Annotated in this window: 28 protein-coding genes; 14 read left to right on the forward strand and 14 right to left on the reverse strand. The window is 64.9% G+C overall.

Annotated features, from left to right (window positions below):
* Positions 1 to 59: 59 nt before the first annotated feature.
* The 6 genes from ACWIKC_RS02135 to ACWIKC_RS02160 form a co-directional block, all read right to left on the reverse strand.
* Positions 60 to 932, reverse strand: a complete 873-nt coding sequence (locus tag ACWIKC_RS02135; protein WP_454598493.1) for a transglycosylase SLT domain-containing protein — start codon at positions 930 to 932, stop codon at positions 60 to 62.
* Positions 933 to 1,012: 80 nt separating this feature from the next.
* The gene (locus ACWIKC_RS02140) at positions 1,013 to 1,348 is read right to left on the reverse strand and encodes a hypothetical protein (RefSeq protein WP_454598494.1); all 336 of its coding nucleotides are present in this window, start codon (positions 1,346 to 1,348) and stop codon (positions 1,013 to 1,015) included.
* Entirely contained in the window at positions 1,345 to 1,629 is a 285-nt protein-coding gene (locus tag ACWIKC_RS02145; protein ID WP_454598495.1) for a flagellar biosynthesis anti-sigma factor FlgM, read from the reverse strand. Before ACWIKC_RS02145 ends, ACWIKC_RS02140 begins: the two co-directional genes overlap by 4 nt.
* An 80-nt stretch (positions 1,630 to 1,709) precedes the next feature.
* Positions 1,710 to 2,222: a flagella basal body P-ring formation protein FlgA gene (locus tag ACWIKC_RS02150; protein WP_454598496.1), complete on the reverse strand. Its 513-nt coding sequence runs from the start codon at positions 2,220 to 2,222 to the stop codon at positions 1,710 to 1,712.
* A gap of 24 nt (positions 2,223 to 2,246) precedes the next feature.
* Positions 2,247 to 2,678, reverse strand: coding sequence for a hypothetical protein (locus tag ACWIKC_RS02155; protein ID WP_454598497.1), 432 nt, complete (start codon positions 2,676 to 2,678; stop codon positions 2,247 to 2,249).
* The gene (locus ACWIKC_RS02160; protein ID WP_454598498.1) at positions 2,675 to 3,331 is read right to left on the reverse strand and encodes a MotA/TolQ/ExbB proton channel family protein; all 657 of its coding nucleotides are present in this window, start codon (positions 3,329 to 3,331) and stop codon (positions 2,675 to 2,677) included. Before ACWIKC_RS02160 ends, ACWIKC_RS02155 begins: the two co-directional genes overlap by 4 nt.
* A gap of 184 nt (positions 3,332 to 3,515) precedes the next feature.
* Between ACWIKC_RS02160 and ACWIKC_RS02165 the strand changes: the two genes are divergently transcribed.
* The 14 genes from ACWIKC_RS02165 (at position 3,516) to ACWIKC_RS02230 (ending at position 16,426) form a co-directional block, all read left to right on the forward strand.
* Positions 3,516 to 3,863 (forward strand): flagellar basal body rod protein FlgB, encoded by a 348-nt coding sequence (locus ACWIKC_RS02165; protein WP_454598499.1) that lies wholly within the window; start codon positions 3,516 to 3,518, stop codon positions 3,861 to 3,863.
* A 2-nt stretch (positions 3,864 to 3,865) separates the two neighbouring features.
* A complete protein-coding gene (gene flgC, locus ACWIKC_RS02170) occupies positions 3,866 to 4,270 on the forward strand; it encodes a flagellar basal body rod protein FlgC (protein WP_454598500.1) in 405 nt (134 codons plus the stop codon).
* Positions 4,267 to 4,557, forward strand: coding sequence for a flagellar hook assembly protein FlgD (locus tag ACWIKC_RS02175; RefSeq protein WP_454598501.1), 291 nt, complete (start codon positions 4,267 to 4,269; stop codon positions 4,555 to 4,557). The genes flgC and ACWIKC_RS02175 overlap by 4 nt, the downstream gene beginning before the upstream one ends.
* A complete protein-coding gene (locus ACWIKC_RS02180; RefSeq protein ID WP_454598502.1) occupies positions 4,557 to 5,369 on the forward strand; it encodes a flagellar hook-basal body protein in 813 nt (270 codons plus the stop codon). The genes ACWIKC_RS02175 and ACWIKC_RS02180 overlap by 1 nt, the downstream gene beginning before the upstream one ends.
* A 5-nt stretch (positions 5,370 to 5,374) precedes the next feature.
* Positions 5,375 to 6,115 (forward strand): flagellar basal body rod protein FlgF, encoded by a 741-nt coding sequence (locus ACWIKC_RS02185; RefSeq protein WP_454598503.1) that lies wholly within the window; start codon positions 5,375 to 5,377, stop codon positions 6,113 to 6,115.
* Between the two features lie 21 nt (positions 6,116 to 6,136).
* The gene (gene flgG / locus ACWIKC_RS02190; RefSeq protein ID WP_454598504.1) at positions 6,137 to 6,925 is read left to right on the forward strand and encodes a flagellar basal-body rod protein FlgG; all 789 of its coding nucleotides are present in this window, start codon (positions 6,137 to 6,139) and stop codon (positions 6,923 to 6,925) included.
* An 11-nt stretch (positions 6,926 to 6,936) separates the two neighbouring features.
* Entirely contained in the window at positions 6,937 to 7,590 is a 654-nt protein-coding gene (locus ACWIKC_RS02195) for a flagellar basal body L-ring protein FlgH (RefSeq protein WP_454598505.1), read from the forward strand.
* A 15-nt stretch (positions 7,591 to 7,605) separates the two neighbouring features.
* Positions 7,606 to 8,703, forward strand: coding sequence for a flagellar basal body P-ring protein FlgI (locus tag ACWIKC_RS02200; RefSeq protein WP_454598506.1), 1,098 nt, complete (start codon positions 7,606 to 7,608; stop codon positions 8,701 to 8,703).
* Positions 8,700 to 9,020, forward strand: coding sequence for a rod-binding protein (locus tag ACWIKC_RS02205; protein ID WP_454598507.1), 321 nt, complete (start codon positions 8,700 to 8,702; stop codon positions 9,018 to 9,020). The genes ACWIKC_RS02200 and ACWIKC_RS02205 overlap by 4 nt, the downstream gene beginning before the upstream one ends.
* Positions 9,020 to 10,360, forward strand: coding sequence for a flagellar hook-associated protein FlgK (gene flgK, locus ACWIKC_RS02210; RefSeq protein WP_454598508.1), 1,341 nt, complete (start codon positions 9,020 to 9,022; stop codon positions 10,358 to 10,360). Before ACWIKC_RS02205 ends, flgK begins: the two co-directional genes overlap by 1 nt.
* Entirely contained in the window at positions 10,357 to 11,268 is a 912-nt protein-coding gene (locus ACWIKC_RS02215) for a flagellin N-terminal helical domain-containing protein (protein WP_454598509.1), read from the forward strand. The genes flgK and ACWIKC_RS02215 overlap by 4 nt, the downstream gene beginning before the upstream one ends.
* Positions 11,269 to 11,296: 28 nt before the next feature.
* The gene (gene motA / locus ACWIKC_RS02220; protein ID WP_454598510.1) at positions 11,297 to 12,160 is read left to right on the forward strand and encodes a flagellar motor stator protein MotA; all 864 of its coding nucleotides are present in this window, start codon (positions 11,297 to 11,299) and stop codon (positions 12,158 to 12,160) included.
* A gap of 1 nt (position 12,161) precedes the next feature.
* Positions 12,162 to 12,986 carry a flagellar motor protein MotB gene (locus ACWIKC_RS02225; protein ID WP_454598511.1) on the forward strand — a complete coding sequence of 275 codons (825 nt, stop codon included), beginning with the start codon at positions 12,162 to 12,164 and terminating at the stop codon, positions 12,984 to 12,986.
* Positions 12,987 to 13,093: 107 nt separating this feature from the next.
* Entirely contained in the window at positions 13,094 to 16,426 is a 3,333-nt protein-coding gene (locus ACWIKC_RS02230) for an amidohydrolase family protein (protein WP_454598512.1), read from the forward strand.
* Positions 16,427 to 16,450: 24 nt separating this feature from the next.
* Here the strand turns inward: ACWIKC_RS02230 and ACWIKC_RS02235 are convergent, their stop codons facing one another.
* From ACWIKC_RS02235 to ACWIKC_RS02270, 8 genes are all read right to left on the reverse strand, one after another.
* Complete coding sequence (locus ACWIKC_RS02235) at positions 16,451 to 18,319, reverse strand: methyl-accepting chemotaxis protein (protein ID WP_454598513.1); 1,869 nt, start codon at positions 18,317 to 18,319, stop codon at positions 16,451 to 16,453.
* The gene (locus tag ACWIKC_RS02240) at positions 18,316 to 19,854 is read right to left on the reverse strand and encodes a putative bifunctional diguanylate cyclase/phosphodiesterase (RefSeq protein WP_454598514.1); all 1,539 of its coding nucleotides are present in this window, start codon (positions 19,852 to 19,854) and stop codon (positions 18,316 to 18,318) included. Before ACWIKC_RS02240 ends, ACWIKC_RS02235 begins: the two co-directional genes overlap by 4 nt.
* A gap of 139 nt (positions 19,855 to 19,993) precedes the next feature.
* A complete protein-coding gene (locus ACWIKC_RS02245) occupies positions 19,994 to 20,872 on the reverse strand; it encodes a CheR family methyltransferase (RefSeq protein WP_454598515.1) in 879 nt (292 codons plus the stop codon).
* A complete protein-coding gene (gene cheB / locus ACWIKC_RS02250) occupies positions 20,863 to 22,008 on the reverse strand; it encodes a chemotaxis-specific protein-glutamate methyltransferase CheB (protein ID WP_454598516.1) in 1,146 nt (381 codons plus the stop codon). Before cheB ends, ACWIKC_RS02245 begins: the two co-directional genes overlap by 10 nt.
* A gap of 14 nt (positions 22,009 to 22,022) precedes the next feature.
* The gene (locus ACWIKC_RS02255) at positions 22,023 to 22,388 is read right to left on the reverse strand and encodes a response regulator (protein WP_454598517.1); all 366 of its coding nucleotides are present in this window, start codon (positions 22,386 to 22,388) and stop codon (positions 22,023 to 22,025) included.
* A 62-nt stretch (positions 22,389 to 22,450) separates the two neighbouring features.
* Positions 22,451 to 22,885: a chemotaxis protein CheW gene (locus ACWIKC_RS02260; RefSeq protein WP_454598518.1), complete on the reverse strand. Its 435-nt coding sequence runs from the start codon at positions 22,883 to 22,885 to the stop codon at positions 22,451 to 22,453.
* A complete protein-coding gene (locus tag ACWIKC_RS02265) occupies positions 22,882 to 25,002 on the reverse strand; it encodes a chemotaxis protein CheA (protein ID WP_454598519.1) in 2,121 nt (706 codons plus the stop codon). Before ACWIKC_RS02265 ends, ACWIKC_RS02260 begins: the two co-directional genes overlap by 4 nt.
* A 63-nt stretch (positions 25,003 to 25,065) precedes the next feature.
* Positions 25,066 to 26,409 (reverse strand): MATE family efflux transporter, encoded by a 1,344-nt coding sequence (locus tag ACWIKC_RS02270; protein WP_454598520.1) that lies wholly within the window; start codon positions 26,407 to 26,409, stop codon positions 25,066 to 25,068.
* Positions 26,410 to 26,471: the final 62 nt, after the last annotated feature.

A 26,471-nucleotide genomic window follows, 5' to 3' on the forward strand; every position in this document is an offset into this window, starting at 1 on the left:
GATGATCGTGAGAATGCCGATCGGCAGGGCAAGCGCGGGGCTGAAAATCTGGCGCGCGTTCACAGGCCGAACGCCTTCAACTTGCCATATGCCGTGGCGATGGTCTCACTCGCGCGGCCTCCCATCGGGGCACCGGCGCCGCCGAATGTGGATTTGAGCGTTTCTGACATAGAGGGCCGCGACGCGGGGCCTGGCAGCGCGGGGGAGGACATAGCCCCGCCCGAAAAGCCGCGCGAGCCGAAATTGCCCTGGGCGGCGAAGGCCGCGAAGCGTTCGGGAGCGCCTGTCGGTCCAGCAGGCCCGGTCACCCCTGCAGGCATCGGGCTGTCGCCATAGGCCGAGGCGACCTTGTCGCGCATCACGCTCATGACTTCGCCGACCGATCGTGCGCGGCCGCCGTCGTAGAAGATCGGACGGTTGGCGCGCGCCGGCTGGGGCATCAGCGCCACCGCCGACTGGTCGGGATTGGCACCAAGGGCGCCGAGAAATTTCTGCGCTCCGCCCAGACCCAGGAAATGCGCGAGATAGAGCTCGGCGGGTTCGGGTTCGCGGCCCAGAGTGACGCGCAGCCCATCTGTGTTCTCGCGGGCGAGTTCGGCGGCCATCAGCGAAGAGGCGTCGGCATCGTAGCGCAGTGACATCACCTGCGCGCGGGTGGCGGGATCGGCGATCCGACCGCCGGCCCCGATCGCCTGGTCGGCCCATTCCATGCCGTGCTTCGCCCCATGGCGGTCGACCATGCGCGTCCAGGTGGAATCGATGAACTGATAAAGGCCGGTGGCGCTGGAGGTGGCAGCCTTGGCGCGCGGATCGAGGCCGGATTCCAGCTTGGCCTGCGCCAGGAGATAGTCGAAGTCGACCCCCGTGCGCACCGAAGCGCGCGCGATGGCAGCCTGCACCTCTGTGTTCTGAACGGAATTGACGGTTGGCACGAAACCTCCGGGGATTGCCTTCCCGGATGTTTAGCAAGGTCCGTGCCAAACCCGCTGGTCTGGCCGGGCCGGTTCTGGCGTCAGGCGAGCGCCACGCCCCCGCTCCTGCGCGGCAGGGCGGTGTAGGCTTCGCTGGTGTTGGTCAGCGTGCCGAGGCGGTTCTGGACGTTGGAGGCGATGAGGTTGCGCAGGCGGCGGTTGATCTCGTTGAGCCGCCGGACCGCGTCGAGCGCGCCGAGGCATTCCTCGTCGAGCTGCTCGCGTTGAACCGCTTCGAGCTTGGCGCACAGATCGAGCTTGCCGGTGGTGGACTGGACGATCCCGTCGAGATCGAGGGCGGCAAGCGCCTGCCGTTCGCCTTCGAGCAGGGCAACCATTTGCCGCAATGTGGCAATCGGGCTGGAGGTCAGTGTCATTTGCTGATCGTCCCGTAGAGGCCGGCGGCGATGATCGCATCGGCGATTTCGGCAGGAATGAGGGGATAGCGGTCGTCTGCGAGAGCCTTGCGGATCTCGGCGACGCGATCGTGATCGACGGGGTGCTCGCCTGCGGTGACCCGCGCGGTGGATACCGGAGCCTCGGATTCGCGCGTCTCGGCGGCAGCCTTCTGCGAAGCAGAGATCCGCTGCGCAGGCGCAACGGTTGCGCTCGCGCGCTGCACCGATCCTACAATTTCCGGCAATCCGACAATACGCATCGTTTCGCTCCACTATCTGGTCGATATGTAGAACGGCGGATGCTGCGCGGATTTAACCGCCCGGCAACAAATTTTGCCGTCTAGGGCAATTGGATGCCGACCTGGCCCGGGCGGATCACCATCGCGCGCAGGGTTTCGCTGCGCTTGCCGTCGGCGCGCACCTGGATCCATTCGCCCTGCGCGCCGTCTTCGGCCGCTTCGCCCTGACGCGTCAGGGTGAACCCCTTGCCGCGTACGAGGATGCTGACGGATTCGCCGCGGCGAACCAGCATTTCGGAAGGGGCGGGCGCCCCGCGCGAGTTGCCCACGGCGCCGCCATCGACCGCGACATAGATCTTCCAGCCCGCGGTGGGGCAGGCGACCTGGACAGAGCGCTGGTCGCGCCCGAACCAGGACAGGTCGAGCGGCGTGCGGCACGGAGAAAGCTTGAGGCGGCGATCGACCGGAAGTCTAGCACCGCCCGGCTGGCCGATCTGGGAACCGGTGAAATCGACCACCGCGCGGTCGATCATGTCGAGATCGGTGGTGGCTGCGACTGCCGCCGTGGCGAACAGGGCGGAGCCGATCAATCCGAGAGCAACAAACTGGCGCATGGCGTTTCCTTGGTCGTGAGAGGTTTAACCTCCCTCAGCAAGAATTGTGCCATCGTCCGGATCGCCCTCGTAGCCGATCAGCACCATGCTCTCGGCGCGGGCGCCCGGTTCGAGCACGAGGCGGGCCGCCGAACCCTGTTTCTCGATTTCCTCGAGCAGGTCGGATCCGGCGCGGAACGCGGCTTCCCGCCCTCCGGAAGGGTAGCGCATTAGCACGGTCGCGCCCTGCCGGTCGTCGGTCAGGGTCGTTTCGAGCCATTCGCCGAGATCCGTTTCCGGCCCCGGGCGATAGATCGCCAGCCCGGCGCCGCCGCCATCCGTCATCGCCGTCGAGGCAAGTTCGGACTCCTGCGGCGCGGCAGGGGTATCGCGGCTCGCCTGCGCAGTGATGAGAAACAGGATCAGCGCGAGGTCCGCGGTGACCGTCTGCCAGCCCGACCCGAGACGCACGATCATGCCGCCACCTGCGGGGGGCTTTCGACCGGGGATGCACCGCCGGTCTTGCGCACGCCCTCGGCGAGCCATTCGAGAACCTCGTCGCGGTCGCGTTCTTCCTGCCCCGCTCGGCGAGCGATGGCCGCAGCGATGGGGGCGAAAAGGAAATTGGCGGCCACCAGGCCGTAAAGCGTGGTGACCACCGCCATTGCGATCGCGTCGACCAGGCTGTCGCCCTCCGGTGTCGCACCGGGCGCCTGCCCGAGCGCGAACAGCGTGCCGGCCAGGCCCAAGACCGGAGCGAGCTCGGCCGCGCTTTCGAAGGTCCGCGCGGCGCGTTGTGCGGTGTCGAGCCGTCTTTGCTTATAGCTCTGATGCGCACCGTGGATCGATTGGATCGAACGCTGGCCGATCATGATATCGGTAATGCTGTCGAATTCGACATCGCCGATATGATGCGGTTCGGCACGGACGAAGCCGTCGTCGGCGATCTCGCGGACCTGTTTGGAAAGTTCGGCCTTGGCCTTGGATACGTCGAAGGCGGGACCGAACATGCCGCGGACGGCAGCCAGCGCCAACCGCATATCGGCAAAGCCGCAGCGTAGCAGCGTTGCCGCCACGGTTCCCATGAAGACGATGGCGATCGCGACGGGATCGATCCAGTTTTCCAGCATTGGTTCGGCTACTCCTCGCATCGAAGAACGACCGGCCCGAAGCCCGCTTTACCCCCGGGAAGAACTTTGCCGCCGACCGGCAGAAGCTTGCCGCAGTTTGCCGCAATCTGCGGTTCCGGTCGCTTCGAGTGAGTTTGGCACGCCACTTGCTATACCGTTTCCGTAATTTTTTGCGGAGGCTCTCATGAGCGAAGGTTTGTTCGGCATTCACGGTGCAGCGCTGGAGATCAGGTCGCAGCGCATGGGTGTGCTCGGTTCGAATATCGCGAACGCGGCGACGCCCAATTACAAGGCGCGCGACATCGATTTCGCGGCGGCGCTCGAAGCGCGGCTGGGCGGGGTCGACAGCGAACGGGCGGCAGGCTCAGCCGTCAGCTATCGCATCCCCACCATGGCAAGCCTCGACGGCAACACGGTCGAGATGTCGACCGAACAGGCTGCCTTCGCGGAGAACGCGGTCGCCTATTCGGCCACGCTGGGTTTCCTGCGCGGGCGGGTCGAGACGCTTACCCGCGCGATCAGGGGGGATTGATCATGGCCGGTCCGACATCTCTCTTCGAAGTAGGTCACCGCGCGATGTCCGCGCAGCTCGTGCGGATGAACACCGCGGCGTCGAACCTGGCCAATGCCGGGTCGGTCGCGGGCAGCGAGGAGGCGGCCTACCGCCCCATGCGCGCCGTCTTTGCGCAGGAACTCGATCGCGCCAGCGGTCTGTCCTCGGTTCGCGTCGATGGCGTCGTGCGCGAGGATGTCGCTCCGATCCGTCGCCACGATCCCGGCCACCCGCTCGCCGACGAGAATGGCGACGTCTGGGAAGCACCGGTCGATGAGAACGCCGAGATGGTCGAGATGCTCGAAGCATCCCGCCAGTATCGCAACATGGTCGAGGCTCTCTCGACCGCCAAGCAATTGATGCTCGAAACGATGAGGATGAAATGATCACACCAGTCACCAACCAGCCGGCTGCTTCCAACGCACCCGTCGCCGGACGCGGCATGGACCAGCTGGGGCAGGGGGATTTTCTCCGTCTGCTCACCGTCCAGATGCAGCAGCAGGATCCGATGGATCCGGTCGATAACAAGGAGATGCTCGCGCAGATGGCGCAGTTCTCCTCGCTCGCCGGCACCGCCGAGACCAATTCCATGCTCGAACGGATCGCCGACAAGCTCGATCGACTGATCGTTTCGACCGAATCCGCCAACGACCTTCGCAACGGAGAAAATTGATGTCCTTCTATACCTCGCTCAACGGCATGAAGAACGCGCAGACCTCGCTCGGCGTGATTTCGCACAACATCGCCAACTCGGAAACCTACGGCTTCAAACGCAGCCGTGCGCAATTCTCCGAGCTCGTCGCCGGTTCCGCGCTGACCAATCCGAAGATGATCCAAGGCATCGGTTCCTCGCTCGAGGCGATCAACCAGAACTTCGCGCTCGGTCCGGTCGAACAGACCGGCTCGGCGCTCGATCTCGCGCTCACCGGAGACGGCTTTTTCACCACCCGTTCCTCGGGCGACGGTGCGACGCTCTATACGCGGTCGGGATCTTTCTCGATTACCGGCAGCGGGCATATCGCCGACAGCAAGGGCAACCGCCTGCAGCTGTTCCCGACCGATGCCAACGGCACCGTCACCTCGAATGCGCTGATCGATGCCGTCATTCCCTCGGCCAATGCCGCCGGGGCGGAATTCGCCGGCGTCACCGTCTCCAACGAGGGTTTGGTCAACGTGTCCTATGCCGATGGCTCGGTCGAGCCGATCGGTAGCGTCGCGATTGCAGGCTTCATCGCCCCGACCGGCCTCAAGCGCGTCGGCTCGTCCAATTGGGAGAGCACCGGCCTGTCGGGTGTGGCGAGCTATGGTTCGCCTGGCACCGGCCAGTATGGTTCGCTGCTTTCGGGTGCGCTCGAGCGTTCGAATGTCGACATCGCCGAGGAGCTCGTCGGACTGATCACCGCTCAGCGCAATTTCCAGGCGAACGCCAAGGCAATCGATACCGCGACGCAGATTTCGCAGACCGTCATCAACCTGCGGAGCTGATCGCCATGGACCGCCTCATCCACACTGCGCTTTCGGGCATGCGGGCATCGATGGACAGCCAGCGCGTCATCGCGAGCAATATGGCGAACGCCAACACGCTCGGGTTTCGTGCCGAACTGGTCGATGCGCGCGCGGTCACCATCGAGGGCCTCCCCAACGAGGCTCGGGCGATGCAGACCGCCTGGGTGCGCGGTGCGGATATGACGGCGGGCGAGATCATCGAGACCGGGCGTTCGCTCGATCTCGCGATCAAGACCGACGCGCTGATGGCGGTCCAGGCGCAGGATGGCACCGAAGCCTACACGCGGCGCGGCGATCTCTCGATCTCGGCGACCGGCCTGCTGGTCAATGGCGAGGGGCGCCCGGTGATGGGAGATAACGGGCCGATTACGGTTCCGCCCACCGGCATTCCGGCAATCTCGCCCGACGGAACGATCACCATCACAGACCCGGCCGTGCCCGACCAGCCGCCTGCCGAAATCGGGCGGATCAAACTGGCCGGCTGGCAGGGTTCACCGATCCAGAAGGGTCTCGACGGGCTGTTCCGGGTCGAGGGCGGTGGTGTGCTGCCGCTCGACGAGACCGCCACCGTCCAGGTGGGCGCGCTCGAACAATCCAACGTCAGCACCACCGAAGTTCTGGTCGAAATGATCGATGCGCAACGCCTCTTCGCGATGCGCAGCAAGATGATCGCGACGGCCCGCGAAATCGACGAAAGCGGCGCGCAATTGATGCGCCTCGGCTAATCCACGAAAGGGATCCAGCACATGCCCACTTCAGCTCTCCAGGTCGCTCGGACCGGACTCGAGGCGCAGGACGCGCGGATGCGGGTCATCGCGAACAATCTCGCCAACGTCGGCACCACCGGCTTCAAGCGCGACCGCGCCAACTTCGCGACGCTCGCCTATCAGGATACGCGCGTCGCAGGCCAGCGCTCCTCCGGCGAGACCGCCTATGCCACCGGGCTCAACCTGGGCACCGGCGTGGCAGTCCAGTCGACCAGCCAGATCATGACTCAGGGCGCTCTCGCGACGACCGGAAATGCGTTCGACCTCGCGCTCGATGCTGACGGTTATTTCCAGATCGAGATGCCCGGCGGCCGCACCGCCTATACGCGGGCGGGAAATTTCACGGTTTCGGCAGAGGGGCAGTTGGTCACCCAGCAGGGCTTCGCGGTGCAGCCGGCGATCACCATCCCCGAAGGCGCGACCGCGATTGCGGTCGCTCCCGACGGCACCGTGTCGGCGACGCTAGCGGGCGAGGCCGAACCCGCCGAGCTCGGCCAGATTCAGGTCGCGCGCTTCACCAATCCTTCCGGCCTGCAGGCCATCGGCGACAACTTCCTGGTCGAGACGGCTGCGAGCGGCGCGGCCGAACTGGCTCCCGGGGGCGAGAACGGTCGCGGCAATATCCGTCAGGGAATGCTGGAATCTTCCAACGTCAACATCGTCGAGGAGCTGGTTTCGATGATCGAGACCCAGCGCGCCTACGAAATCAGCTCGAAGATGGTCTCGGCCGTCGACGAGATGCTGCGTAACGCCAACCAGACGCTGTGAGGATGACCGCCATGAAATCTCTCGCACTCGCCCTGCCGCTCGCGCTGATGTGCGGTGCCTGCGGGACCGGGGGGGCAAGGCCCGAGGGCTTCGCTGCCGCGCTGCCGCCCCCACCGGTTCAGCAGCAGGCGCAACCCGCCGATGGCGCGATCTTTCGCGTCAACCAGGGCTATGCCCCGCTCTACAACGGCAATCGCGCGTCGCAGGTCGGCGACCTCGTCACGGTGGTGCTGGTCGAGCGGACACAGACCACCAAATCGACCAGCGGCTCGACCGATCGCGAAGCAAACATCGGATTGTCGCTGCCGCGCTTCGTCGGAATCGACGATGCCGACCTTAATGCCTCGGGCGGGGGGTCGTTCAATGGTTCGGGCAATGCATCGCAGGCGAGTTCGATCCGAGCCGATCTCACCGTCACCATCGCCGAGGTCCGTCCCAACGGCACGGCCCTGATACGGGGGGAAAAACTCATGGGGCTGAGCCAGGGCGAGGAATGGGTCCAGCTCGCGGGCATCATCCGGCTTTCCGATATCGATCAGGACAACCGGATCCTGTCGATCCGCGTGGCCGATGCGCGCTTCTCCTATTCGGGAGCTGGCTCGGTCCAGCGTGCGAGCCGCGAAGGCTGGCTGTCTCGCTTCTTCGGCGCGATCTCGCCTTTTTAACAGGGAATGCCCATCATGATCCGCCGCCTCGCTCTTCTCTTTGCCGCGCTGCTCGCGCTGCTGCCGGTTCCGGCCGCAGCCGAGCGCGTTCGCGATCTCGGCCAGTTCCAGTCTGTCCGCTCGAACCAGTTGACCGGCTACGGCATCGTTGTCGGCCTCGACGGATCGGGCGACGACAATTTCGCCTACCTGACGCAGGCCATGCGCGGCGTTTCAGGACGGTTGGGCCTGCAGCTCGCGCCAGGCGTCAACCCGGCGCTCAAAAACGCGGCGGCGGTGATCATTACCGCAGAACTGCCCGCCTTCGCCAAGCCCGGGCAGCGTCTTGCGGTTACCGTCTCGACCATGGGCAAGGCCAAGTCGCTGCGCGGCGGGGCACTGGTGCTTACCCCGCTCTACGGTGCGGACGGGCAGATCTACGCCATGGCGCAGGGCAATCTGGCCGTGGGCGGGCTCGGCGTTTCGGGCAGGGACGGATCCAAGCTGACCGTCAACGTGCCGACCGTGGGCCGCATCGCCGACGGAGCGACCGTCGAGCAGGCGGTCGCCAGCAATTTCGACTTCTCCGAGGTCCTGCGCTGGAACCTCTACCGCGCGGATTTCCTCACCATCTCGCGCGTGCGCGATGCCGTCAACTCCGTCTATCCGGGCATGGCCCAGATCGAGGATGGCGTGACTCTCGCGCTCTTCCTGCCGCCCGGTGCCAATTCGCGCGCCGAGATCATGGCCCAAATCGAGATGCTCAATATCCAGCCCGCAGAGCGCGCGGCGAAGGTCGTCATCAACAGCCGCACCGGCACGATCGTGATCTCGAGCGCGGTCCGCCTGTCTCCTGCCGCGATCAGTCATGGCAGCTTGGTGGTGCGGATCGACGAGGACCCGCTGGTAGTCCAGCCCGAGCCCTTCGCGAACGGTCGCACCGCGGTCGAACAGAACACCGAAATCACCGCCACCCAGGTCGACAACGTCGTGACACAGGTCGGACCGGCGGCGTCGCTCGCCGAAGTGGTCGACGCGCTGAACGCGCTGGGTGCCAGCCCGGCGGATCTGGTCGCCATCCTCGAGGCGCTCAAACAGGCGGGTTCGCTCAACGCGGAACTGGAGATCATATGACGGTCCCGGCTATCCATATCAGCGGTCCGCAGGCGCCGCATACGCCGGTCAAGGCGCAGAGCGAGGCCGATCTGGCCCGTACCGAGCTGCGCGAAACGGCGCAGCAGTTCGAGGCGATCCTGCTGCGCCAGCTGCTGGCCAGCGCGCGCAGCGTCGACTTCGGCGGCAACGATCTGTTCGGCGGCGAGAGCGACGACACCTTCCACGAGATGCGCGATGCGCGGTTCGCGGAAATCACTGCGCAATCGGGCCAGTTCGGCTTTGCCGCAGCGATCGAGCAGCAGCTCGAGCGCTTCCTGCCGCAGGGTAACGACTAATGGCCTCCGACATGCTTTCGATCGCGGCCAGCGGTGCCCGCGCCGCCCGCGGGGCGCTCGACGTCACCGCGCAGAACATCGCCAACGCTTCGAGCGATGGCTATGTGCGGCGCAGCCTGCGGATCGAGGAGCTCTCCGCGTCGGGCGGGGCGGGGCGCAATGGCGACATTTCGCTATCGGGCGCGCGAATCGCGGAAATCAGCCGCAATGCCGACCCCTTCCTGCAGGGCGAAGTGCGCCGGACCGATGGCGATCTCCGGCGCGCCAACACCGAATTGTCGGGCCTGCGCAATATCGAAAGCGCGCTCGAACAGTCGGGCATCTTCACTTCGATCGTCGAGTTCGAGGCTTCGCTGCAGCAGCTTGCGGGCGATCCTTCCGATCCCTCGCGCCGGGCGGCGGCGCTTGCCGAAGCGACGACCATGGCGAGCAAGTTCCAGATCACCGCGACCGGGTTCGATTCCGCCGGCGATGGCCTGCGCTTCGATGCCGATGCGCAGGTCAAAGAAGCCAATATCATCGGCGGCGAGCTCGCGCGGGTGAACCTGCGGCTGACCCGCGCCGGGAGCGGCAGCAGCGATCGCGCCGCACTGCTCGATCAGCGCGACCAGCTGCTCGAGCGGCTTGCCGGATTCAGCTCGGTCACCACGTCTTTCGCCAGCGACGGCACGGTAGCCGTCTCGCTGGGCTCGACGCCGGCACGCAGCTTCGTGCAGGGCGGCGCCTCGGGTGTGCTCTCCTCGACCCAGGCAGCCGACGGAACCTTGAGCTTTGCGGTCGACGGCCAGGCGACCAATCCGGGATCGGGCAGTCTGGCCGGTGCCGGACTCGCACTCACCACGCTCGCGGCGACGCGCAACCGGCTGGACGCATTGGCGAACGGCCTGGCCAATACGGTCAATGCGGCGCAGGCGGCCGGCGTCGGCTACGACGGTTCGCCCGGGCAGCCGCTGTTCGCAGGGACCACCGCGGCTACCCTCAGAGTGGTCCTGACGAGCGGGCAGGGCATCGCCACCGCGCCGGCAGGTTCCGGGGCTGGCAGCCGCGATACGCAAAACCTGGCAAATTTGCGCCAGGCGCTCGCGACCGAGAATCCGGCGCAGCAGCTCAGCAGCCTGTTGTTCGATGTGTCGAGCACCGTGGCGGGGCGCAATGTGACGCAGAGCGCGCTCGAGACGATCGCGTCTTCGGCGCGCGTGTCGCTGGAGCAGCAATCGAGCGTCAACCTCGACACCGAAGCCACCAACCTCATCCGCTTCCAGCAGGCCTTCCAGGCTTCTGGCCGCGCCATGCAGGTGGCGAGCGATATTTTCGATACTCTTCTGGGGATCGGGCGATGATCAATCTGAGCACGGGTGCCTTCTTCGAGCGCAGCACACAGCAGATCGGAGTGTTGCGCGCGCGCGCCGAAACGCTGCAGCAGCAGATCGGTACGGGCGACCGGATCGAGCGGTCCTCCGACGATCCGGTCGCCGCCGCGCGGCTGCGGATGCTGGCGCGCAGCGAACGCATGGCGACGGTCGACACCCGCAATTCGCAGCTCGCCGAGGCGGATCTCAAGCTGGCCGACCAGTCGCTGGGTTCGATCGCCGATCTGGTGATCCGCGCACGTGAACTGGCGGTGCAGGGGACCGCGCCCACGCTGAGCGACGAACAGCGCGCAGCCATCGGGATTGAAATAAAGGGGCTGCGCGAGAACCTTATTCTGCTGGCGAACAGCCGCAATATCGCCGGCCATGCCCTGCTCGGCGGCCAGGCTACCGGCGCGGCCTATGTCGATGACGGAGTGACTGCACAATTCGTCGGTACCGCGGCTGTGGACCCCCTCGAAATCGGCGAGGGTCAGTCGGTCGTCCCGGGTCTCACCGGCCCCGAAGTCTTCGAATTCGAAACCGCCGATGGTCCGACCGACATATTCAGCGTGCTCGGCAACCTGGCCGCAGCGCTGACGACGGGGGGCGGCACTGCCATGCAGGCAAGCTCGGATGCGCTGGCATCGCTCGACGCCGGGCTGGCAAAGGTCACTACTTCACAGACAGTGATCGGTGCGCGGCTCAACTGGGTCGATCTCATGACCGAAAGGCGCGAGAACAATGCCGAACGCGTCGCCGAGGAGCGCGCCGATGTGGGCGGCGCGGATATTGCCGTCACCATGAGCCGGCTCCAGGAAACGCTCACCGTGCTTGAAGCGACCCAGGCCAGCTTCGTCCGTCTCGCCAATCTGTCCCTGTTCTCGATGTTGCGCTGATCGCGCAATCAGCTGGAGTAATTAGTCAATGTTCGCGATCATCGGAATCATCGTTCTGCTCGTCATGGTTTTCGGCGGGTTCACGCTCAGCGGCGGTGCGCTCGGTCCGGTTATGGCGGCGATGCCGTTCGAGATGCTGATCATTGGCGGCGCCGCCATCGGGGCGATGGTCGCCGGCAATTCGATGGACGGATTGAAGGCGATCGGCAGGGCCTTCGGCAAGATCTTCAAGGGACCCAAGCACACCAAGCAGGATCATATCGACGCGATCGCTCTCACCACGCAGTTGATGAAGACTCTCAAGAACGACGGACCGGTAGCGCTCGAAAGTCATCTCGAGAATCCTGCCGACTCGACCATCTTCAGTGCCTATCCCGGCCTGCTCAACAACAAACCGCTGATCGGTCTGATCAGCGATACGCTCACGCTGTTGGTGGTCTCCTCGGGCACGCTCGAAACGCATGCGGTCGAGGAAGTGATGGACAATGCGATGAAGACGCATTTCCACGAATTGCACGAGCCGCAGCATGCGCTGGAATCGCTCGCCGACGCCTTGCCCGCACTGGGTATCGTCGCGGCGGTGCTCGGCGTGGTCAAGACGATGGGCTCGATCAACGAACCGCCCGAAGTTCTCGGCAAGATGATTGGCGCGGCGCTGGTCGGAACCTTTCTCGGCGTACTGCTGGCCTATGGCATCGTCGGCCCTCTGGCAGGCCGGTTGAAGCAGGTGCTCGAACAGGACGAGATGATCTTCCATGCGGTTAAGCAGGTCATTATCGCTTCGCTCTACGGTCATCCGCAGCCGCTGGTAGTGGAATCGGCCAGATCGGGCCTCGGTCATGCAGTGCGACCTGAACTGACCGAACTGCTCGACGCCTTGCGAGGCCGCTGACATGGCCACCAAGGCGGGTCGCAACGATCCCACCCCGATCATCGTCAAGAAAGTCACCATCGTCGCGGCGGGGCACCATGGCGGCGCCTGGAAAGTCGCCTATGCCGATTTCGTCACCGCGATGATGGCGTTCTTCCTGTTGCTGTGGTTGCTCGGCGCGACCACCGAGGACCAGCGTCAGGGCCTTGCCGACTATTTCACGCCGACGCTGGTCAAGACCAAAGAACAAAGCGCGGGGTCCGATGGTCTGCTGGGCGGATCGTCGTTGACCGATGTCGACAGTTACCCGCACGCCGCAGGACAGACGGGAACCAAGACCCTTACCGTCCCGCGCGATACGACTGGCGGTCCGCGCGAAGGCGCAGCCATGATCAAGCGCATCGAGCAACGGGTGGAAGCCAAGATTGCCGAGGAGGAGCGGCTGCGTCGATTGATGCGTCAGGTGCGGATGGTCGACACGACCCAGGGTATCCGTATCGATCTGGTCGACGATGCCGATTTCTCGATGTTCTCGCTTGGCACCACCGCGCTCACCTCCGACGCGCGTGACCTGCTTCAGGTCATTTCGACCTCGATCGGTCCCGAACCCAGCAAGATCACTGTGCGCGGCCATACCGATGCGTTGCGCTGGCGCGATCCGAAGCGGGTCAACAATTGGTCGCTCTCCGCCGGGCGCGCCGAAGCCACCCGCCAGATGCTGATGCAACAAGGGGTCGCTACCGAGCGCTTTCGAAGGATCGAGGGGGTGGCCGACACCGAACCGTTGATCAGCGCTGATCCAAGCGATCCGCGCAACCGCCGGATATCGCTGACACTGGCGAAGTGAACCGGCGCGCCCTCGGCCCGCCCGATCACCTTGGATAACAATACCGGGCTGGCTTTGACTCTCGCGGATGTGCGCTTAAACCGGCGCCGATCAGGGAGAGCCAAACCATGAAATTCACTGTCGCATCCGTCCTCGCTTCGCTGTTTCTCGCGCAGGCCGCCGCCGCGCAATCCGACGCACCGCCACCATCGCCCAATCCGGTCGAGGAGCAGGAGGTCGATGCGTCGCAAGCCGATGAAGCCTTGCCCGAAGAGGGGACGGGCGAGGCGGTTCAGGCCGCTCCCGCAGTGGCCCAGCCGGGCGTCGCCGCTGAAGAGGAGCCTTGGGACGTTACGGCGCCGCGCGGGGCAACGCTGCGGGAGGTGCCCATCCGTACCGACGAGGGCACCTGGATGGATGTCGATGTGTCACCCGACGGTCGCTCGCTCGCGTTCTCGCTGCTTGGCGATATCTACACCATGCCGATCTCGGGCGGTACGCCGACCCGCATCGCCGAAGGGCTAGCCTGGGAAATCCAGCCGCGTTTTTCACCCGACGGCCAGCGCATCGCATTCACCTCTGATCGCGGCGGGGCCGACAACATCTGGGTCATGAACGCCAATGGTTCGGACAAAAGGCAGGTTACCAAGGAAGACTTCCGTCTGCTCAACCAGCCGACCTGGAGCCCCGACGGGCGCTATATCGCGGCGAAGAAGCATTTCACCACGCAGCGCTCCGCCGGCACGGGCGAAGTCTGGATCTACCATGTTTCTGGCGGTGGCGGGGTCGCACTCGTCGAGCGGCAGAACGAAGCCGCGCAGAAGGAATTGGGCGAACCCGTCTATTCCGCAGATGGAACAGCGATTTTCTACACGCGCAACGTGTCGCCCGGCGCGGTGTTCGAATATGCACAGGACTCGACCCAGAGCCTGTTCGAGATCGAGCGGTTCGACATCGCCACCGGTGAGGTGACAACTGCGGTGTCGGGCTATGGCGGTTCGGTCCGCCCGCAGCCTTCGCCCGATGGCAAATACCTGTCCTTCGTCCGCCGCGACAAGGATCAGTCGCAATTGTGGATCAAGGATCTTTCGACCGGCGTCGAACGGATGATTTACGACACCCTCGATCTCGACATGCAGGAGACCTGGGCGGTCTATGGCGTCTATCCGCTGATGGACTGGACCCCCGACAGCCGCGAGATCGTGTTCTGGGCAGGCGGCAAGCTCAACCGGATCGGACTCGATGGCGGGGCAGCGCGGGTCATCCCCTTCCAGGTCGATGACACGCGCAGCGTCGCCGACGCGCCGCATCCGGTCATTCCGGTGGCGCCCGACAGTTTCGAGAGCAAGATTCCCAAATTCGCCGCGCTCTCGCCCGATGGCCGCCGGATCGTGTTCGAAAGCCTCGGCAAGCTCTACGTTCAGAACGCCGCAGGCGGCACTCCGCAGCGGCTGACCGGCGAAGGCGACGCGCTCGAACTGTGGCCGACCTGGTCGCGTGATGGCGCGCGGATCGCCTTCGTGCGCTGGACCGACGAAGGCCTTGGCGAACTCGTCGTCTCGGACAGCAGCGGGCGCAATGCGCGGACCATCACCTCCATGCGGGGCCATTATGCGGTTCCGCAATTCTCGCCCGACGGTCGCACGCTGGTGTTCGAGAAGCGCGCCGGCGGCTATCTGACCTCGCCCGAATATTCCGAGAATGCCGGGGTCTATACCGTGCCGGTTTCGGGCGGCACGCCCGAGCTCGTCTCGCGCGGCAACCGTGTGCCGCAGTTCGGTGCCGAGAACGACCGCATCTTCATGATGGGCAATTCGGCTGGCAAGCTGCAACTGCTCTCCGCCGATCTCAACGGCGAGGCGGTTCGGGTCCACGCCGAAGGCGATCTCGCCAATGATTTCCGCGTCGCACCGGATGGCAATTACGTCGCCTTCCGCCAGAATTACGAAGTCTTCGCCATGCCGCTGCTGCCGGGCGGGCAGGCGGTCACCGTGGGCGAGAAGGCGAGCTCGCTCCCCGTGGTGCGCGCCAGCCAGGGCGGTGCCGACTATATCGGCTGGGCCAATGGCGGCGACACGCTCTACTGGTCGATGGGCCCGACGCTTTATCGCGCCAGCACGGCGGCGATGTTCCGGACCGTACCGGCGGGCGAAGATGCGCCCGAATTCGCCCAGCCCGAAACCGGCATTTCGCTGACCCGCACAGTCCGGGCGGACAAGCCCACCGGGACCTACGCGCTTATCAATGCCCGCATCCTCACCATGGCGGATGACGGGGCGGGAGCGATCGAGAACGGCACGGTGGTCATCCGCGGCGACCGGATCGTCGCGGTCGGCCCCTCGGCCAGCACGCAGGTGCCTGCGGGCGCCACGGTGATCGACGCCAGCGGCAAGACCATCATGCCTGGCCTCGTCGATGCCCATGCCCATGGTCCGCAGGGTACCGGCGATCTGGTGCCGCAGCAGAACTGGGCGGCGGTGCAAGAACTGGCGATGGGAGTGACCACGGTCCACGATCCCTCCTCGAGCGCCAGCGCGATCTTCGCCGCGTCCGAGCGTCAACGCGTGGGCACCTTGCTCGCGCCGCGCATCTTCTCGACCGGGGAAATCATCTACGGAGCCAAATCGCCGGGCGTCTATGCGCGGATCGACAGCTACGAGGATGCGCTTGCCCATGTCCGCCGGATCAAGGATCAGGGCGGCATATCGGTGAAGAACTACAACCAGCCGCGCCGCGAACAGCGCCAGCAGGTGGTTGCCGCAGCCCGAGCCGAGAACATGCTGGTGGTTGCGGAGGGCGGTTCGCTGTTCGGTATGGACATCAATCTCGTCGCCGATGGCAATTCCACGCTCGAACACAACCTCCCGGTCGATGTGATCTACGAGGATGTGCTGCAGCTCTTCGGCCAGAGCCAGACCAATTACACGCCGACCTTGACCGTCACTTATGGCGGGTTAGCCGGCGACCCCTATTGGCGACAGGCGACAGATGTATTCGCGAACCCGCTGCTCGTGCACACCCCGCCACGCATGCTGCTTGCGGAAACCGCTCGTCGCACCAAGGCACCCGACTGGGCCTATGTCGACGACAATTCGGCGCGCGAGGCGAAGAAGCTCGCCGAACGCGGGGTCAAGGTCAGCATCGGCGCGCATGGCCAGCAGGCGGGGATCGCGGCGCATTGGGAGCTGTGGAGCTTCGTGCGCGGCGGGATGAGCCCCGTGCAGGCGCTGCGAGCGGGCACGATCGAATCTGCCCGTTCGCTGGGGATGGATCGCGATATCGGCAGCATCGAGCCGGGCAAGCTGGCCGATTTGGTAGTGCTGACGGCCGATCCGGCCCAGGATATCCGTAATTCGGACGACATCGAACGGGTGATGATCGGCGGGCGGCTCTACGATGCGCGTACAATGAACGAGGTGATCACTGGCGATGCCCGCCGCCTGCCACACTGGTGGGAATGAACGGTTGAGGGCTGCGGGTGGAAGTCAGGCTTCCGCCCGCACCTTTTCAAGGAACGAGCCGACCTGATGGCGCAGCGCGCTGGCTTGCCCTTCGAGCTCCGTCGATGAATTGAGCACCTGGCTGGCGGCGGCCCCGGTAACGAGGCTGCTTTCGCGCACCTGGTCGATATTGGCGGACACTTCGCCCGACGCCCGCGCCGCGAGATCGATGCTGCGCGCCAGATCCTGGCCCGCGACCGATTGCTGATCGACCGCGCTGGCGATCGAGACCGCAGTTGTCTCGAGCTGCTTGATATGCTCGCCGATCGAGCGCAGCGCATCGACGCTGGCACCGGTCGAGTTCTGCATGGTGCGGATCTGTTCGGCGACTTCCTCGGTCGCGCGGCTGGTCTGGTTGGCCAGTTCCTTGACCTCGCTGGCCACCACCGCGAAGCCGCGGCCCGCCTCGCCGCCGCGCGCGGCTTCGATCGAGGCGTTGAGCGCGAGCAGGTTGGTCCGCTGGGCGATCGACTGGATCAGTTCGACGATCTTGCCGACCTGATCGGCAGAAGTGGAGAGGGCGGAAATTGTTCCATCGGCATCTGCCGCCGCTTCGGTTGCCTTGCGGGCGAGCGAAGCCGAATTGGCCGCCTGGCGGCTGATCTCGCCGATCGACATGGCAAATTCGTCCGACGCGGCAGCCGCGGCGGTAACGCCCGCGCTGGCTTGCTCCATGGATTTTGCAACCTGGGTACTCTGGCTGCTCGACTGGTCGGCGACGCTGGCCATCGAACCGGCGGTGGCCTGCAATTGCGTGGCTGCAGCAGCGACGCTGCCGACCACATTGCCTACCGTGGTCTCGAAGTTTTGCGCCAGCTCAAGAAGAGTACGCTCCTTTTGCAGGCGGACATCTTCCCGCTCCTGTTCCAGGGCGGCGCGTTCTTCCAATTCCTGCTCGGCGCGTCCCGCCTTTTCGGAAATCAGCTTCTCGAAGCGCCAGGCAACGCGCAGAAAGATGTGCATCGCGTTGGCCAATGCCCCGATTTCATCCTTCCGATTGCGCCCCGGAATGGAAATGGCCTTGTCGCCGCTAGCCAGCTTTTCGGCCGCAGAGGTGAGTTCGACGAGAATTTCCGACAGATCACGCGTCAGGTATCGCGAGCTGAAGAAAATCACTCCGACCATCAATGCGCAGATCAGACCCAGAACCGCGAAAATCCAGACAATTGCATTCGCCGAGCCGGCATCGATGGCCTGGCCTTGATCGGCCAGCTGTCCGCTAATGGCTTCTGCCTGTTCGGCAAAGCTGACGCCGCTGAGGAAAATGGCGTCGGCGATGGTCTGGGTGCGTTCACCCGTGCCATAGCGCGCATAAGATGATCGCAGCGCCTGCAGTTCGCGATCATAGCCCTCCAGCTGTTCGGCCAGATAATCGATCGCGGGGATGGTATCCGGAGAATATTCTGCGGCAGTCGTGTGGATTGATTGCACCAAGCTGTCGGTCGCATTCAGTGCTTCACGCGCGGTCACCAGATCTTCGAGGTCACCCGTAATTGCGTAGCGCTGGCTGTGGAGCCGCGCTTGTTCGATGCCTTTGGTCAGATGAGCCGCCGCGACCTGGGTTTCCGACACGGCTAGCCGGGCGTCGCGCATGTCGAGCGCGATCAAGCCTGCAATCGCCGTGGTGAACATTATGACAAATACCGCGGCCAAATTCGCCGTGGACAAGGTGCGTAGCTTGCCGGCGATCGTCATGTGGTGGAAGAACGCGCCGAACCGGCCAAGCGCGGCTTCCCCTTGCGCGGGTTCACCTTCCGTCGTGTCGTATCGTGCCGCATCGGCACCGACAACTTCGCGTTCGGAGATCTCGCTTTCGGCGACCAGCTCTTTCGCCACATCCTGTAGAGCGCTCATGCTACCTTGCCTTCCTTGGTCTCTATCGCTGCTGCTACCGTCGTGGCAGCGATATCGATCCGTCTGTCGAGATATTGCGGGATTTCACCGGCGGGCATGGCTTTGAAATAGAGCCAGCCCTGGATCTGGTCGCAACCCGCGGCGCGAACCATCTGGGCCTGTTCCTCGGTCTCCACGCCTTCGGCAGTGACCGCCATCTTCATGGCGCGCGCCACGGTGATGCTGGAGAGCATCATGGCCCGGCTGCCGTCGTCCTGCCCGGCCTGGGAGACCAGGCTGCGGTCGATCTTGAGCTTTTCGAAGCGGAACTGGCGCAGGAAGCCGATCGACGCGTATCCGGTCCCGAAATCGTCGAGCACGATGCTGACGCCGAAATTGCGGATCACCGAAAGGCTGCGCTCGGCCACCACCGGGTCGAGCACGAGGCAGGTCTCGGTAATCTCGAGTTCGAGCCGCTCCGGCGCGAAGCCAGTTTCCTCGAGGATATGGCCGAGCTGGATCGGGAATTCGGGATTGCGCAGCTGCGCTGCGGACAGGTTGACCGAGAGCGTGATCCCATTCCACGCGAGAGCATCGAGGCAGGCGCGGCGCAGGACCAACAGGCCGATCGGATTGATCAGACCTGATTCTTCCGCGACCGGAATGAATGTGTCGGGTGCGGTGAATGTTCCATCCTCGCGCGGCCAGCGGATCAGCGCCTCGACCGCGACGACCTTGCTCGAATTGCAATCGATCAGCGGCTGGTAATGAATCGTGAATTCGTCATTCGCGAGCGCGGAGCGCAATTCCTCGTCCATTTCGCGCGTCTGCTCGCGGCTGGCGTCGAATTCCTGGCTGAACCAGGTGCAGCGCCCCTTGCCGCCGCGTTTCGAGGCATACATGGCGACATCCGCCTGCCGCAGCAGTTCGGGAGAACCAAGCTGCTGGGCCTCTGTCGTCCTGGCAAGGCCGATGCTGGCGCCAAGCGTCAGGCGGCGTTCGTCCACACGGACCTGCTTGGCGAGGCGCTCGACGATACGGCGACACAGGCCTTCGAGCAGCGTCGCGGCAACGGGTCCGGATTTGAGAACGGCAAATTCGTCGCCCCCCAGCCGGTAAATCCGCGCTTCGCCCTGGCATATCTCGGAGATGATTTCAGCCGATACGCGCAAGGTGCGATCGCCGATTGCGTGTCCGTAGTGATCGTTGATGAGCATGAACCCGTCGAGATCGAGCAACGCGACGGCGAGTTCCTGCTCCTGTCGGGAAATCCGGGCGTAGTCGAGATGCAGGGCCCGGCGATTTGGCAAGCCGGTCAACGCATCGGCGAGGCTCATTTTTTCGAGTCGGCGAGAATGCCGAAGTCCATGCCACACAAGGGCGGCGACCACGGTGGCATAGGCCGCGATTGCGATGGAAACGAATACGGATGTGGAAACCTGCGAATTCGAGCGGCTGGCGGCATAGGCCAGCACGAGGGCGGCGAACACGCAGGACAGGATCGCGAGCGGGGCAAGAACCATGACCTGCGGAGAGAACCCTCCCTTGCCCGGCATATTCGTCACACTAGCCCCCAACAGAAGTCGAACTGACGCTGCCTGACTGGCTCTAGGCGGCGAGGTGCTAAGAATGGGTAAAGCGCAGGTTTACCTTCTTTGCGGAGTGACAAGGCGCGATCGAGCTCTTGCGGCGCGATCAGCCAGCCAGCCCGGCCAGCGCCGGAGCGACCGATCTGATCGGCAAGGACCGTTGGCTGGTGCCGGCCGGGTGATAGAGCGTGGCACCGCAGGGAGCGGGAACGAAGACGTCGGTCTGGCCGATCACAGTCTCGCCTGCTCCCAGCATCAACCAACCATCCGCTGCGGTCGCCTGCGAAAGGCGTTCGAAAACGGAGCGACGGGTCGGGGGATCGAAATAAAGCAACACGTTGCGGCACAGGACGAAATCGAAATTGCCCGGATGGGGAGGCGAATCGAGGACGCTGGCCTGCTTGAACCGCGCCATCGCGCGGATCGTGTCGCTGGCCTGCCAGCCCCCCGGTGTCTCACTGAAGAACTGCAGCATCTGCCCGATGCTGATTCCGCGCTGGATTTCGAATTGCGAGTAGAGTCCGGAATTGGCCACCGCGAGCGCCTTGGTCGAGATATCGGTGCCGAGGATCTCGATGTTCCAACCGGCCCACCGTTCGGGTTGCCCGGCGAACAGCATGGCAAGCGACAGCACTTCCTGCCCGGTCGAACAGCCCGCCGACCAGATGCGGATCCGCTTGCTCGCCGCGCGCTTGCTGGCGATGTCGGGCAGGACGGTGTCGGCCAGGATCGAGAAATAGGCGTGATCGCGGAAAAAATAGGTCTCGTTGTTGAGCAGCGCCTCGACCACCTGGGTGGCCAGCTCGGCCTGGTCCCCATCGCCGAGCAGGCAGACCAGCTGGTCGAGATTGGAAATGCCGCGTTCGCGAAACAGTCCGGCCAGCGCCGAGGAAATCCGCCAGAGGCGGCTATCTGTCAGTTGCTGGCCAGTCCGGGTACAAAGGAGATCGGCGACGATACGATGGGACGCGTCGTTCAAGGCCACGCCGCTGCTCCGCTTGCCACCAGCCCCGTTGCTGCGACCACGGCGTCGGCAAGCTGTTCGGGTGGCAGTACCACTGTGGCGATCCCGCTCTCGGTCACGCCGCGCGGCATGCCCCAGACAGCGCAGCTTTCCTCGTCCTGCGCGAATACGGCACCGCCAGCCCGCGCGACCGCGCCTGCCCCCTCGGTGCCGTCGCGTCCCATGCCCGACAGCAGAACCGCCGCGACATGGCCGTCGAAGCATTCCGCGAGGCTTTCGAACATCGGATCCACCGAGGGCATGCAGCCGCTCGTGGCGCGGTTGTGCGCCAGGCCGGTGACCGCGCCGGTGCCCGAGATCATGCCAGGGTGGGCGCGCCGGACCACCATATGCCCGTAGCCAGGTGCGATCACGATCCGTCCGCGCTCGATGCTGGTTCCCTCATCGGCGAGCACGGCTTGGCGCCCAGCGGCAACCTCCACCTGGCGAGCGAACACCGGCATGAAACTCTCGGGCAAGTGTTGGGTGATGAGGATGGGAAGGTCGAACTCGCGCGGAAGGCGACGCAGAAACAGGTTGAGCGCGTGAATGCCGCCGGTCGAGGAACCGATAGCGACGACCTGCGGAACTTTGGTGCGGCGGCGAAGGGGGATGTCGGTTGCGGTCGGCTCCGCGTCGTCTTCGACAATCTGCGCCTGGCCACCCAGAGCCCGGATCTTGGCGAGCAGAGCATCGCGATACTCGTCGTTGAACCCGCCGGGGCGGGGCTTGAGCATGGTGTCCGCCGCGCCCATCGACAGCGCAGTGAGGGTGTGTTCGGCCCCGTCCTGTGTCAACGACGACACGACCAGCACTTGCGCATCTGCAGCGCGCTGAAGGATTTTGGGCAGCGCCTCGATCCCGCCCATTCCGGGCATTTCGAGATCGAGCAGGATCACATCGACATCGGCCGACCGCAACGCGAGCAGCGCCTTCTCGGCCGTGTCGGCATCCGCAACCACGCAGAGATCCTCCTCGCGATCGATCATCCGCGCGAACACCGTGCGCACGGTCAGCGAATCGTCGACGATCATCACCCGGATCTTGTCCGCATGCGTCGGACGGGATTGCGGCGCCATTGCCGGAGGATAGCGTTCTGGGCGGAGGACGGCGGCCATGGATGCGGTCCTTCTCAGACCATGCCGACGAGCTGGAGCTTGATCTGCAAGGTCTCGTGATCGAACGGCTTCATGACATATTCGTCCGCACCGGCGCTGATCGCCTCGCGGATATGGGCGACGTCGTTCTCGGTGGTGCAGAACACGACCTTGGGCTTGTCGCCGCCTTCGCGCTGACGCAACTGGGTGATGAATTCGATCCCCGTCATCACCGGCATGTTCCAGTCCAGCAGGACGACGTCGGGCATCGACTCCTCGCATTTGTCGAGGCCGAGCTTGCCGTTCTCCGCTTCATCCACGGCGAAGCCGAGGGTTTCCAGTATGTGCCGGGAGACCTTGCGGATCACCCGGGAGTCATCGACGACCAGACATTTCTTCATTGCTTGCGCCCCTCGCGTTTCTTTTGCGAATCGCACATATATCGGGACCGGTAACGATTCACTTAAGCCGCCTGCGCCTGATGCCCGGCGATGAGCGTTTCGAGCGCGATCAGCAGGGTCGGGCCACTCGCGGTCTCGACCATGCCGATCGCCGCTTCGGCCCAGGATTCGCCGAATCCGCCGGGTACCCTCTCGGGGTCCCCCAGAGCATCCACGACATCGAAGGCCTGGTCGACCACCAGCGCGTAGGAATGACCTTCGTGATCGACCACCGCGGCGCGGCTGCCGACCGGATCGCCCCTGCTTTCGAAGCCGAGTGCGACCCGGCAGTCGATTACGGTCAGCGCCTGACTGCGCAGCGCGGTGATCCCGGCGATGTGAGGTGCAGTGCGCGGAATCGGCGTGATCCGCTCGATCTCGATCACCGAACGCACCTTCACCGCTGGAAAGGCGACCCGTCGCTCGGCGATCAGGCACATGAGCAGGGCCTCGGTCACAGCGCGTTGACCTTGCGGGCAGGGGCTGGTTCGGCGGAGACGGGGTTGCCGTGCTCGACGAACAGTCGGTGGGCGTCGATGACCGGCACCGGGCGCCCTTCGAGCAGGGCTACGCCCGCATAGCGCGGGTCCCTGCCATCGGCACGCATGTCCTGGTCGATTTGCGCCGCATCGAGCACTTCGGCGACGATCAGCGCAATCTCGCTTTCGCCATCGGACAGGCGCAACAGGCGACAGCGACCTTCGGGTAGCGGACCATCGTCGTGGCCCGCGAGAGCAAAGATCCGGTCCTCGATGACCACCTGCGCCCGCGCGCCCTCGATATCGATCGCCTCGCGCTCGACGGTGTCGATCCGCTGTACCAGGTCCAGCCGCACGGCGCGGCGGCGCTGGTCGAGCCCGGTGAACAGCATCACCGGAAGGCTCGGCTTCTCGGGTGCGGCGCTTTCTTCCTCGACCACGCTTTCCGATCTGGCGCGCAGATCCTCCAGCATCCCGCAATCGCGTGCGATGTTAGGCACGTCGAGCAGCATCATCGGACGCCCATCGTCGAGCAGCGTCGTCCCGGCATAGATACCGGTTTCCATGATGGCGGGCGGGATGGGCTTCACCACCACATCCTCGTGGTCGTGCACCCGATCGACCGCCAAGGCAAAGATCTCGTCCGTGGCGAGCCGGATGAGGACCAGAGTCGTTTCCGGCCAGTCGACCGGTTCTGTCTCGTTCCCTGCCAGCACATGCGCCAGCGCGATGCACGGCACGCGCCGGTTGCGGAAAGTCAGCAACTGACGCTCGCCGGCATGCGCGAGTTCGACGTCGCGCGATTGGGCGAAGACGATTTCCTCGATGTAGGACCGGGGAAGCGCGTAGAGTCGTCCCTCCGATTCCACCGTCAGCGCGGGCATGATCGACAGCGTGAGCGGCAGCTGGAGGTAGAAGGTCGTCCCTTCGCCGGGCTTGCTGAAGACGTCGATCGACCCGCCGACCTTCTCGATATTGGCGCGCACGACATCCATGCCGACACCGCGTCCCGATACCGAACTCACTGAATCGGCAGTTGAAAGTCCCGGCTCGAAGATCAGCAGGCGCTTTTGGCGCTCGTCCATCCGCTTGAGTTCGGCGCGGGTGTAGACCCCCGCCGCGAGTGCCTTGGCTTCAAGCCGGTCGATATCGATCCCGCGGCCGTCGTCGGAGATGGCCAGCGAAATGCGGTTGCCCGACTGGCGGGCGGCGAATTTGAGCAGGCCGGTCTCGCGTTTGTCCGCTTCGCGGCGCTTCTCGGGCGGTTCGATCCCGTGATCGATCGCATTGCGGATGATATGGGTGAGCGGGTCGCGGACCATTTCGACCATCTCGCGGTCGAGTTCGACATCTCCGCCTTCGAATTCGACTGCCACCTCCTTGCCGAGCTCGTGGGCGAGATCGCGCACCAGGCGCGGGAGAGCGCCGAACAGATGTTCGAGCCGCTGCATCCGCATCCGCGTGGTTGCGTTGCGGACATCGGCGAGGATTGCGGAGAGCCTTTCGAACGGACCGTCGATCGTCGGCTGCTGGCCGGCTTCGCGCAGGCGCCGCGCCAGATCGTTGCGCGCCAGCACCATGTCGGACACGCCCTTCATCACCTCGTCGAGCAGATCGACGGGGAGGCGGATCGAGCGCTGGACCGGGGCCGTTCGGATCGTACGGGCAGTCCCGCCCTCAGCGTTGTCGGGTTCGGTGGAGGCAGCCTCTTCGAGGCTGGCGCTCTCTGCATTCGGTTGCAGCGCTTCGATCAGCGCATCGTCGCCGCCGGCGGGGTATTCCTCGCCCGCCTCGATCGCGTCGTTCATCTGGCCGATCCGGTCCATGATCGCGAGCACGGCGGAAACCAGCGCCCGATCGGGCTTGCGCCGTCCGGCGCGGCAGTCGGCCAGCGCATCCTCCGCAGCGTGGCTCAGCCGCTCGAGGCGCGGAAAATCGAAGAAGCCGCAATTGCCTTTGACGGTGTGGACGAAGCGGAAAATCGTATCGAGCCGGGCCTTGTCGGAAGGATCTGCTTCCCAGGCGACGATTTCCTCGCCGCTCGCCTCGAGCATTTCGCGGGTTTCGGCGACGAAATCCGCCAGCAGGTCATCCATCTCGTCACGGCCCCTTTACGTATCAAGGTAGCTATGCCGGAGGATGGTTAACGATCGGTAAGGTCAGGCAGCTGTTTTCTTGCGCAGCACCCGCCAGACGATCAGCGCCGCCAGCGCGCCGCCAACGAGGTTCGCGACCAGCTCCGCCGCGTAGATCGCATCGGCGCCCCAGGCGCCGCGCAGCAGCCAGGCAAAGGGCATCATGACGAGGAAGACGCGAGCGGCGCTTTGCAGCAGCGCCAGTGGCGCGCGGTCAACCGCGTTGAGCACGCCATTGCCGGTAATGAGCAGGCCGAAACCGGCGTAGCCCCAGACGGCGATCGCGAGATAGGCGGCGAATTGCTCGATCACCGCCGGATCGTCGCTGAACAGGCTGGCGAAACGCTCGCCGAAAGCGAACAGCAGCACCGCTACCGCCAGCCCGTAGAGCAGGCAGAAGCCGCCGGCCCAGCCGACCGCGCGCCGCGCCCGGTCGGGCAGGCCCGCGCCCCAGTTCTGGCCGACGATCGCGCCGATCGAACCCGAAAGGGCGAGCAGTGGTACGACCGCGAAGCTCTGCAACCGCCCCGCTGCCCCGAAGCCGGCAACCGCAGCCTGACCTTCGACCGCCACCAGCGCAGTAAGCACCGATAGCCCGATCGGGTTGATCGAATTCGAGAAAGATGCCGGTCCGGCGACCCGCAGGATCGCGACGAGCGGTTCGATCACCGCGCTCTGGCGGATCAACATCGGTTTGAATGGGAGCGCAGTGCTGCGGATCAGCCAGAGGCCGAGCGCGATGGCGATCGCCCAGCCTGCGAGCGTGGCATAGGCCGCGCCGACGATGCCGAACCCCTCGAACCCGAACGCTCCGGTAATCAGGATCGGATCGAGCACCCAATTGGCAGCGGCGTAGCAGATCGAGATGTAGCTGGTCTTGCGCGCTTCGCCCTGTCCGCGCAGCACGCCGTTGAAACCCATGATGGTCATCAGCAGCGGAAAGCCGAGCGCGAAGGGCTGCATATAGGCGCGGATGAAGGGGCGGGTCTGTTCGTCGGCATTCATCAGGCCGAACAGCGGATCGAGCAGCGCGAACAGCATCAGCCCCATCGCAATGCCCAAACCCACCGCGAACACGATCCCGAGATTGGCGCGCCGCGCGGCCTTGGCACTGTCGCCTTCGCCCAGCGCCCGGGCGACGACCGAATTGATCCCCACCATCACCCCCACGCCCATGCTGGTGAGCGCCACGCTGATCGGGAAGATGAAGGCGATCGCGGCGAGCTGCGTGCTGCCCAGCTGGCCGATGAAATAGGCGTCGACCAGACCGATCGACATGATCGCGGCGACACCGATGATCATCGGCGTTGTCTGCGTCACGAGATGGCCGCGGATCGATCCGCGCGTCAGTTTGGCCGTCTCGCTCATCTGCTCGAGCCCCTATACCGGTGGGGGGAGCTTGGGAAGCGCGGCTTGCCGATCCGCGGCGA

Source organism: Qipengyuania sp. SM2507 (assembly GCF_053714505.1).

Bases quoted from the DNA above. Each gene is read 5' to 3' on its own strand.
- ACWIKC_RS02140 (WP_454598494.1), bottom strand. From the start codon at position 1,348: ATGACACTGACCTCCAGCCCGATTGCCACATTGCGGCAAATGGTTGCC.
- ACWIKC_RS02145 (WP_454598495.1), bottom strand. From the start codon at position 1,629: ATGCGTATTGTCGGATTGCCGGAAATTGTAGGATCGGTGCAGCGCGCG.
- ACWIKC_RS02150 (WP_454598496.1), bottom strand. From the start codon at position 2,222: ATGCGCCAGTTTGTTGCTCTCGGATTGATCGGCTCCGCCCTGTTCGCC.
- ACWIKC_RS02155 (WP_454598497.1), bottom strand. From the start codon at position 2,678: ATGATCGTGCGTCTCGGGTCGGGCTGGCAGACGGTCACCGCGGACCTC.
- ACWIKC_RS02160 (WP_454598498.1), bottom strand. From the start codon at position 3,331: ATGCTGGAAAACTGGATCGATCCCGTCGCGATCGCCATCGTCTTCATG.
- ACWIKC_RS02165 (WP_454598499.1), top strand. From the start codon at position 3,516: ATGAGCGAAGGTTTGTTCGGCATTCACGGTGCAGCGCTGGAGATCAGG.
- flgC (WP_454598500.1), top strand. From the start codon at position 3,866: ATGGCCGGTCCGACATCTCTCTTCGAAGTAGGTCACCGCGCGATGTCC.
- ACWIKC_RS02175 (WP_454598501.1), top strand. From the start codon at position 4,267: ATGATCACACCAGTCACCAACCAGCCGGCTGCTTCCAACGCACCCGTC.
- ACWIKC_RS02180 (WP_454598502.1), top strand. From the start codon at position 4,557: ATGTCCTTCTATACCTCGCTCAACGGCATGAAGAACGCGCAGACCTCG.
- ACWIKC_RS02185 (WP_454598503.1), top strand. From the start codon at position 5,375: ATGGACCGCCTCATCCACACTGCGCTTTCGGGCATGCGGGCATCGATG.
- flgG (WP_454598504.1), top strand. From the start codon at position 6,137: ATGCCCACTTCAGCTCTCCAGGTCGCTCGGACCGGACTCGAGGCGCAG.
- ACWIKC_RS02195 (WP_454598505.1), top strand. From the start codon at position 6,937: ATGAAATCTCTCGCACTCGCCCTGCCGCTCGCGCTGATGTGCGGTGCC.
- ACWIKC_RS02200 (WP_454598506.1), top strand. From the start codon at position 7,606: ATGATCCGCCGCCTCGCTCTTCTCTTTGCCGCGCTGCTCGCGCTGCTG.
- ACWIKC_RS02205 (WP_454598507.1), top strand. From the start codon at position 8,700: ATGACGGTCCCGGCTATCCATATCAGCGGTCCGCAGGCGCCGCATACG.
- flgK (WP_454598508.1), top strand. From the start codon at position 9,020: ATGGCCTCCGACATGCTTTCGATCGCGGCCAGCGGTGCCCGCGCCGCC.
- ACWIKC_RS02215 (WP_454598509.1), top strand. From the start codon at position 10,357: ATGATCAATCTGAGCACGGGTGCCTTCTTCGAGCGCAGCACACAGCAG.
- motA (WP_454598510.1), top strand. From the start codon at position 11,297: ATGTTCGCGATCATCGGAATCATCGTTCTGCTCGTCATGGTTTTCGGC.
- ACWIKC_RS02225 (WP_454598511.1), top strand. From the start codon at position 12,162: ATGGCCACCAAGGCGGGTCGCAACGATCCCACCCCGATCATCGTCAAG.
- ACWIKC_RS02230 (WP_454598512.1), top strand. From the start codon at position 13,094: ATGAAATTCACTGTCGCATCCGTCCTCGCTTCGCTGTTTCTCGCGCAG.
- ACWIKC_RS02235 (WP_454598513.1), bottom strand. From the start codon at position 18,319: ATGAGCGCTCTACAGGATGTGGCGAAAGAGCTGGTCGCCGAAAGCGAG.
- ACWIKC_RS02240 (WP_454598514.1), bottom strand. From the start codon at position 19,854: ATGCCGGGCAAGGGAGGGTTCTCTCCGCAGGTCATGGTTCTTGCCCCG.
- cheB (WP_454598516.1), bottom strand. From the start codon at position 22,008: ATGGCCGCCGTCCTCCGCCCAGAACGCTATCCTCCGGCAATGGCGCCG.
- ACWIKC_RS02255 (WP_454598517.1), bottom strand. From the start codon at position 22,388: ATGAAGAAATGTCTGGTCGTCGATGACTCCCGGGTGATCCGCAAGGTC.
- ACWIKC_RS02265 (WP_454598519.1), bottom strand. From the start codon at position 25,002: ATGGATGACCTGCTGGCGGATTTCGTCGCCGAAACCCGCGAAATGCTC.
- ACWIKC_RS02270 (WP_454598520.1), bottom strand. From the start codon at position 26,409: ATGAGCGAGACGGCCAAACTGACGCGCGGATCGATCCGCGGCCATCTC.